General features: G+C 38.3%; 8 protein-coding genes. 5 read left to right on the top strand and 3 right to left on the bottom strand.

Annotated features, from left to right (window positions below):
• Positions 1–4: 4 nt before the first annotated feature.
• Together GPDM_RS13350 and GPDM_RS13345 are read right to left on the bottom strand one after the other, a co-directional pair.
• Positions 5–1,090: an FUSC family protein gene (locus GPDM_RS13350; RefSeq protein WP_008432152.1), complete on the bottom strand. Its 1,086-nt coding sequence runs from the start codon at positions 1,088–1,090 to the stop codon at positions 5–7.
• Positions 1,091–1,129: 39 nt separating this feature from the next.
• On the bottom strand, positions 1,130–2,416 hold the full coding sequence (locus GPDM_RS13345) for a glutamate-1-semialdehyde 2,1-aminomutase (RefSeq protein ID WP_008432151.1): 1,287 nt from the start codon (positions 2,414–2,416) through the stop codon (positions 1,130–1,132).
• A 124-nt stretch (positions 2,417–2,540) separates the two neighbouring features.
• On the opposite strand from GPDM_RS13345, the gene bcp reads away from it, so the two are divergent.
• From bcp to perR, 4 genes are all read left to right on the top strand, one after another.
• Complete coding sequence (gene bcp, locus GPDM_RS13340; protein WP_008432149.1) at positions 2,541–3,017, top strand: thioredoxin-dependent thiol peroxidase; 477 nt, start codon at positions 2,541–2,543, stop codon at positions 3,015–3,017.
• Positions 3,018–3,031: 14 nt separating this feature from the next.
• Positions 3,032–3,973: a D-2-hydroxyacid dehydrogenase gene (locus GPDM_RS13335; protein WP_008432147.1), complete on the top strand. Its 942-nt coding sequence runs from the start codon at positions 3,032–3,034 to the stop codon at positions 3,971–3,973.
• 3 nt (positions 3,974–3,976) lie between these two features.
• On the top strand, positions 3,977–4,528 hold the full coding sequence (locus GPDM_RS13330; protein ID WP_008432146.1) for a cob(I)yrinic acid a,c-diamide adenosyltransferase: 552 nt from the start codon (positions 3,977–3,979) through the stop codon (positions 4,526–4,528).
• A gap of 120 nt (positions 4,529–4,648) precedes the next feature.
• Positions 4,649–5,092: a peroxide-responsive transcriptional repressor PerR gene (perR, locus tag GPDM_RS13325; RefSeq protein WP_008432144.1), complete on the top strand. Its 444-nt coding sequence runs from the start codon at positions 4,649–4,651 to the stop codon at positions 5,090–5,092.
• Positions 5,093–5,136: 44 nt separating this feature from the next.
• Here perR and GPDM_RS13320 read toward each other — a convergent pair whose 3' ends face one another.
• A complete protein-coding gene (locus GPDM_RS13320; protein ID WP_008432143.1) occupies positions 5,137–5,490 on the bottom strand; it encodes a YgzB family protein in 354 nt (117 codons plus the stop codon).
• 261 nt (positions 5,491–5,751) lie between these two features.
• On the opposite strand from GPDM_RS13320, the gene GPDM_RS13315 reads away from it, so the two are divergent.
• Positions 5,752–6,618, top strand: coding sequence for a nucleotidyltransferase-like protein (locus GPDM_RS13315; protein ID WP_008432142.1), 867 nt, complete (start codon positions 5,752–5,754; stop codon positions 6,616–6,618).
• Positions 6,619–7,082 lie beyond the last annotated feature (464 nt).

The following is a 7,082-nucleotide window of genomic DNA, read 5'->3' as shown; positions in this document are numbered from 1 at the left end:
TTTTTTATATGGCATTTTCAAGACCTGTGTCTACTTCTTCTGAATGATAATTCAAATAAGCGATGATAAGTAAATCTAAATGCTCTAGTTGTTCTTCGTAATCTAAAATGGCTGATAATACATGCATTAAATGATAAACCGAAAATTCACTTTCATTTTCTTCATGTGCTAGATTAATTTCTTTTACAAAAATTGTCATAACTTCGTTTCGTCTCATAACGGCATCGGTGCCAGAACCTTCGCTATGTTCGGGACGTAATTTACCCACATATTTCATGTAAAGTTGCTCATGATAACTCGCTAAACTTTCCAGCCGCTCTTGCACCATCATATGAAAATGTTCTGGTAGTTCCATTAACTCATTTTCAAAGCGGTTAAGTCGTCTTAAAACTTCTAAACTCTTTTTTGATGTGGCAATCATTTGACGGTACAGCACCAATTTGCGGGCTTTCGTATATTGTTGCTTTTTGGTGTAACTGCGTTCTTCTTTATAAAATGAGTACCATTGATCAACTTTTATTAGTTTCTCTGTTAATTTATCAATATCTTCTTTAACAGAGGCGTGATCTGACGCATGACGGATTGAAACGCGAATCCAACGAATCACTTCTTCGCTAACCGAATGAATGGAAGTAAACAACCGCGTTTCGTATTTAGGTGGCAAAAATATCATATTTACGATAAAAGCGGATATAATTCCAAGCATAACAGTAGAAATTCTTAAAGACGCAAAAGTTAAGAAATTGGTAGAATGCGAGTCCATAATAATAATAATTGTTACTAATGTTAAAGGGACGGTATTTTCTAACTTCAACTTCAGCATGACGACAATAGCTAATATTGCTGCTATACCAATGGTTAAATAATTACTACCAAGCGTAAGTACAAAAACAATCGCTATTGTAGCACCAATCAAATTTCCGTAAATTTGATCGAGTAATGTTAAGTAAGAACGGTAAATAGATGGCTGGATAGCGAAAATCGCTGCTACCCCTGCGAAAACAGGAGAAGGCAAATCCAATAAGTTGGCCAAATACAAGGCCATAGAAATGGCCACGCCAGTTTTAAAGATACGTGCACCTAATTTCATATGCTTAGGGACTCCTTCCTCAAAAACGATTTACGTTTATTATAACTGTTTAAACGCCTTGCGTACCGCTTGAATAGAAAAATCTATGTCTTCTTCTGTATGTTCAGTTGTTAAAAACCAAGCTTCGTATTTTGATGGAGCAAGGTTGATTCCTTGAGCGAGCATCAATTTAAAGAAACGACCAAAAATTTCACCATCAGATTTTTCTGCTTGTTCGTAATTTTCTACGGTTACATCTGTAAAGTAAATGGTTAATGCACCTTTTAGTCGATTAACAGTAATTGTAACGTCAAATTCTTTAGCAGCCGCTACGATTCCTTTTTCCAGCTTTTCTCCGAGTTTATCCATTTTTTCATAAACACCTTCTTGACGAAGAACTTCTAAACAAGCAATTCCAGCTTGTATCGAGGCAGGATTTCCAGCCATTGTCCCAGCTTGATAAGCGGGACCTAGGGGAGCTACTGTTTCCATGATTTCTTTTTTACCACCATAAGCACCAATTGGTAAACCACCACCAATAATTTTGCCAAGTGCGGTAAGATCTGGTGTCAATCCAAGCATATCTTGAGCACCGCCGTAATGGAAACGGAATGCGGTAATTACTTCATCATAAACAATTAAAGCGCCTTTTTCATGCGCGATGCGGTGAACCTCTTCTAAGTAACCTTGTTTTGGTTCAACAATTCCGAAATTGCCAACAATCGGTTCGACGAGTAGACAAGCAATTTCGTCACCCCAACGATCCATTGCTTCTGAAAATGCTTCGATGTCATTAAAAGGAACTGTGATTACTTCCTCGGCGATGGATTTGGGAACACCTGCTGAATCGGGGGTACCAAGTGTTGCAGGGCCAGATCCCGCGGCAACAAGCACTAAATCAGAATGTCCATGATAACAACCTGCAAACTTCATAATTTTTGTGCGGCCAGTGTACGCACGCGATACACGTATGGTAGTCATAACGGCTTCGGTCCCGCTGTTTACAAAGCGAACTCGATCCATTTTTGGCATGGCTTCTTTTAACATTTTGGCAAAAGTAATTTCGTGACGTGTCGGTGTTCCATAAAGCAAGCCGGTTTCTGCTGCGTGCGTAATTGCTTTTGTAATATGTGGATGAGCATGACCAGTAATAATTGGTCCGTAAGCCGCTAAATAATCTATGTATTTATTGCCATCAACGTCCCAAAAATAAGCACCTTTGCCACATTCCATAGCAACAGGTGATCCGCCACCGACTGCTTTAAACGATCTCGATGGACTATTAACGCCACCTACGATGTGTACTAACGCTTCTTTATGTAGTTCTTCTGATGTCGAATGATTCATTGAATGATTGCCTCCTATTGATTAAACTCTTCTTTATTGTAGACAACCTTGTTGCGAAACGCCAAAGAAATTGAAACTAAGCGCTGTGTTCGGTACGATAGAAGGAAGAAAAGGAGTGGGTAAAATGGCAGTAGTAGAAGGCATGCAGGCACCAGAATTTTCATTGAAAAATGAGGCAGGAGAAACTGTTTCACTAAAAGATTTTGCTGGCGATAAATACGTCGTTCTTTATTTTTATCCAAAAGACATGACACCAGGTTGTACGACACAAGCGTGCGATTTCCGTGATGCGCAAGCTGATTTTTCTGCGCTCAATGCCGTGATTTTAGGAGTAAGTGCAGATTCACAAGACCGCCACAATAAATTCATCGAAAAACACGGACTCCCATTTTCGCTTTTAGTAGACGAAGACCACCAAATGTCTGAAGATTACGGCGTCTGGGTAGAGAAGAATATGTACGGTAAAAAATTTATGGGTATCGAGCGTTCAACTTTTTTAATCGATCCGACAGGCTCAATCGTGAAAGTGTGGCGGAAAGTGAAAGTACCAAATCATATACAAGACGTTTTAGAAAACTTGAAAACAATGAGTAACCAATAAGAGAGGAGACGTTTATGGAAATTTTATTTACTTTTGTTCCACGAGAAGATCAGCAGCAACGAATGATAAACGAATTTCCTGAAGTCGATTTCTATTTCCTGTACCGGGATAAAACAAGGTTGTCATCCGCAGATATCATTGTTACTTATGGAGAAGACTTGACTGCTGAAGATATTGAATCGGCAAAAAAAGTAAAATGGATTATGGTGGCAAGTGCGGGGATTGAAAAACTACCACATCAAGCGATTAAAGCGAGAGGCATTACCGTCTCGAATGTTAAAGGGATTCATAAGACCCCGATGGCTGAATCAGCTTTGGCTCATTTACTGGCTTTAAAGCGCGCGTTACCAGTTATTTATGAAAATCAACGCAATCAACAATGGGAGCGAAAAATACGTTCTTCAGAATTAAATGGCACGACTGCTTTGATTCTTGGGCCGGGAGCTATTGGAGCGGAAATCGGTCGATTGCTACAAGCTTTCGGTGTCCGAACAATTGGCTGTAATCGCTCTGGTGCACAGGCGCCGAATATGAACGAGATGGTTTCGTTCGAAAAGATACTAGAAAAGCTTCCGGAAGCAGACTATGTTATTTCGGTTTTACCAAGTACAGATGAAACCAAACATCTTTTAAAAGAAGACCATTTCCAAACAATGAAAGACAGTGCTATTTTTATGAATTTCGGTAGAGGTGATTTAGTCGCAGATAGCATTCTATTAAATGCGCTGCAAGAAAACGAAATCGCATTTGCTGTTTTAGATGTCTTCGAACAAGAACCGCTTTCCGCCGATCATCCATATTGGTCAATGGATAATGTTGTTGTCTCACCGCATATCTCTAGCAAATCAGGAAAGTATGTAGACCGTACACTCGATATCTTTATACCGAATTTGAAAAAGTGGCTTGTTGATCAATCCGTTCCAACGAATTTAGTCGATATGGAAAAGGGGTATTAAGTTATGAAAATTTATACGAAAACCGGTGACAAAGGGACAACGTCACTTGTCTATGGATCACGAGTAGCTAAAAATGATGCGGTAGTAGAAGCTTACGGAACATGTGACGAAGCAAACACATTAATTGGTTTAGCAGTTGGGCATTTGAATGCAGAGTTCTTTGAGGAAAAAGAAGAACTTTTAAAAGTCTTTCATGAAATCCAGACAACTTTGTTCCATGTCGGGGCAGAACTTGCTACCCCAAAAGGAAAAGAAGTGAAATGGAAACTAGCGGAAGAAGATATCACAAAGCTTGAGCAATGGATTGATCAATATGACGATGCCGTTCCGACGCTCAGCAATTTCATCTTGCCAGGGGGGCATCCGTCTGGAGCAACGCTTCATGTAGCCAGAACTGTAGTTAGAAGAGCAGAGCGTACCGTGCTATCTATTGGAACCGATGTTTCACCGAATGTTTTAGCGTACTTAAACCGGCTATCGGATTTCTTGTTTGTTGCAGCCCGTCTAGTCAATCAACGACTTGGACGAGTAGAAAGAGGTTTGCACGAAAAATAAGGCGGAAATGCGTGATAAACGGCGGTAGTATAGTGATTTCTTGACATCTGACACTTTTATTAGGTACACTGTTTATAACAATTACAATGTAAGAATCTATATGAAGTGAGGTGCACGGCGATGTCTGAAGTACAATTAAAAGACGCGCTTGATGCTTTGAAGTCAACAGGTGTAAGAATCACGCCCCAACGTCACGCGATTTTGGAGTATATGATTCATTCTACAAGCCACCCGACAGCGGATGACATTTATCGCGCGCTTGAAAAAACGTTTCCTAATATGAGTGTTGCAACTGTTTATAATAATTTACGCGTGTTTAGAAAAGCAGGATTGGTAAAAGAGTTAACATACGGAGATTCTTCAAGCCGTTTCGACTTTGTAACACACGATCATTATCATATTATCTGTAATGATTGCGGGAAAATAGTTGATTTTCATTATCCAGGACTCGACGAAGTTGAACATTTAGCTTCGCACGTAACGGGATTCCAAGTGGATTATCATCGCCTTGAAATTTACGGAACATGTCAAAGTTGCATAGCTAAAACGTCGACTGCCCAATAAAATATTCAAAAGAAAAAACATCCAGCGATTTTCGCTGGATGTTTTTATTGTTGTGAACTTTTTTTATTGTAGTCTTGATCAAATTCTTTACCTTCAAGAGAACGATCCATTGTTAACGGCTCATTGCAATGCATGCAAATATCTACGCGACCCAGCATTTTTGTATGTTTTCCACAATTCGGACATTCCACAGGTACAGTCTTCATAGATAGTAAACCAATCCAAGCATACACACCTGTACTGCCGATAATTGCGAGCACACCAAGTAACATTAAAATGACCATCACAATCGGTTGGTTTCTAAAGTATATGCCAACATACATAATAACGATGCCAATAAAGATTAAAGCTAATGCAAACGTTCGAATGCGATTGATTTTATTTTTATAAGGTTTCATGATTTGTTTCCTCCTTGCATCCATCATACTATATCATAAATAACCTTAAAAAGTGATATCGGTTTTGAAATGAAGGAATCCGCAGTAAATATGTCGAAATAGAGAAAAGCAGAAGTATATCTGTTTAGCTTTAACGTTTTAGAAAAAGAGAACGGGTGAGCCCGACAAATGCTAGGGAAATGAAAACAAGCTGGAGTTTATGACTAGCCATTCTTCTATTTATCAGGAGGAATGGGATAGAGACAGCAAGGAGTGAGAATGATGGAACAAATACTACGCCCCATTTATCAAGAGCGCGCCAGCCAGGAAAGTACCCTTGGAGTGATCCTAGTCGAGAAAAGAGAGAAAGTTAGCCAGATTACGGATACTTTTGATTCGATATTGTTGATCATTACAAAAGAAAACGAAACACCGGTGTTTACAAAACATTATACGTATTTAGATAAAAAAGCAGCGATGCACATTGTGACAGAAAAGCAATTACATAAATGGTTATTGCTTGGCACGAATCGGAAATTAGTTGATTGGCTTTTTTATGGACGTGTAATTTATGATCGCAATGAATTTATGGAAAAACTAAAGACTGAGCTCAAAGATTATCCTTTCTATGGTCGGAAAATTAAAATGGGCATGGAGTTCGCTAAACTAATCCGACGCTATATGGAAGGAAAATCATTTTTTGAAGAAAAGAACTATATGGATGCCTATCATCATATGGTAGAATCACTTCATCATTTAGCTCGATTAGCTGTGCTTGAAAATGGATTGCCTCCAGAAGTAACGGTTTGGTCTCAAGTCAAACAAATGGAACCAGCGATTTATAAATTGTACGAAGAGTTAATATCGAGTGATGAACCGATTGACAAGCGATTAGAATTATTATTCTTGGCAAGTGAATTTTATATTCATTCAAGAACAAAAGACGGGGCTCTTCATATAAGAGAAGTAATGGAAAAACAAAGTAGCTGGACCATTCAAGAGTTGCATGAGCAAGAGGAGTTGAAAAACTACTCATCAGATTTAGAAGTTTTCATTGAATTTCTTGTTGAAAAGGATCTTATTTCTATAAATGGCGTCACTACAAAGAGTGAAGGCGTCTTCCACAGATATTATTATGTGAAAAACTAAATGAGAGCTATTTATAAAAGTATTTGTTATATATAGAGGCTTAGCGATCATAACGCATTGAAATACTTGTTTAACTAAAAGTAACTCACCGACACCTTGCAGTCAGTTGACGAGAGAATTCAACAACCTAACAAGAGGTATAGTTTGAGTGCAAGTTGGTTAGTTCTTTAATAAAGTAGATAAAGAAGAACTGTTGCTATAAGTCGATTGATAAGGCTTTTAGCAATAGTTTATTTTATAAGAAAGTATACGAAAAGTCTTAGAAGGATAATGATTTAAAAGCTTGTGAATTAAAAGGAGAAAGTTTTTTTGAACTTTTTTGCTTTAATCGTTGACATCTGTGAGGGGTGTGTATTATGATAATACATGTCGCTAAGGGAAATTAAGTTTTTCACAATAATAAAAAGCTTGACTCTTTCATCAAACGATGTTAACTTAGAGAAGTTGCTTTTACAGAACGCGAA

It is taken from the genome of Planococcus donghaensis MPA1U2 (assembly GCF_000189395.1).
Lineage (GTDB): Bacteria > Bacillota > Bacilli > Bacillales_A > Planococcaceae > Planococcus > Planococcus donghaensis_B.
This window is presented reverse-complemented; position numbering and strand designations above follow the sequence as displayed.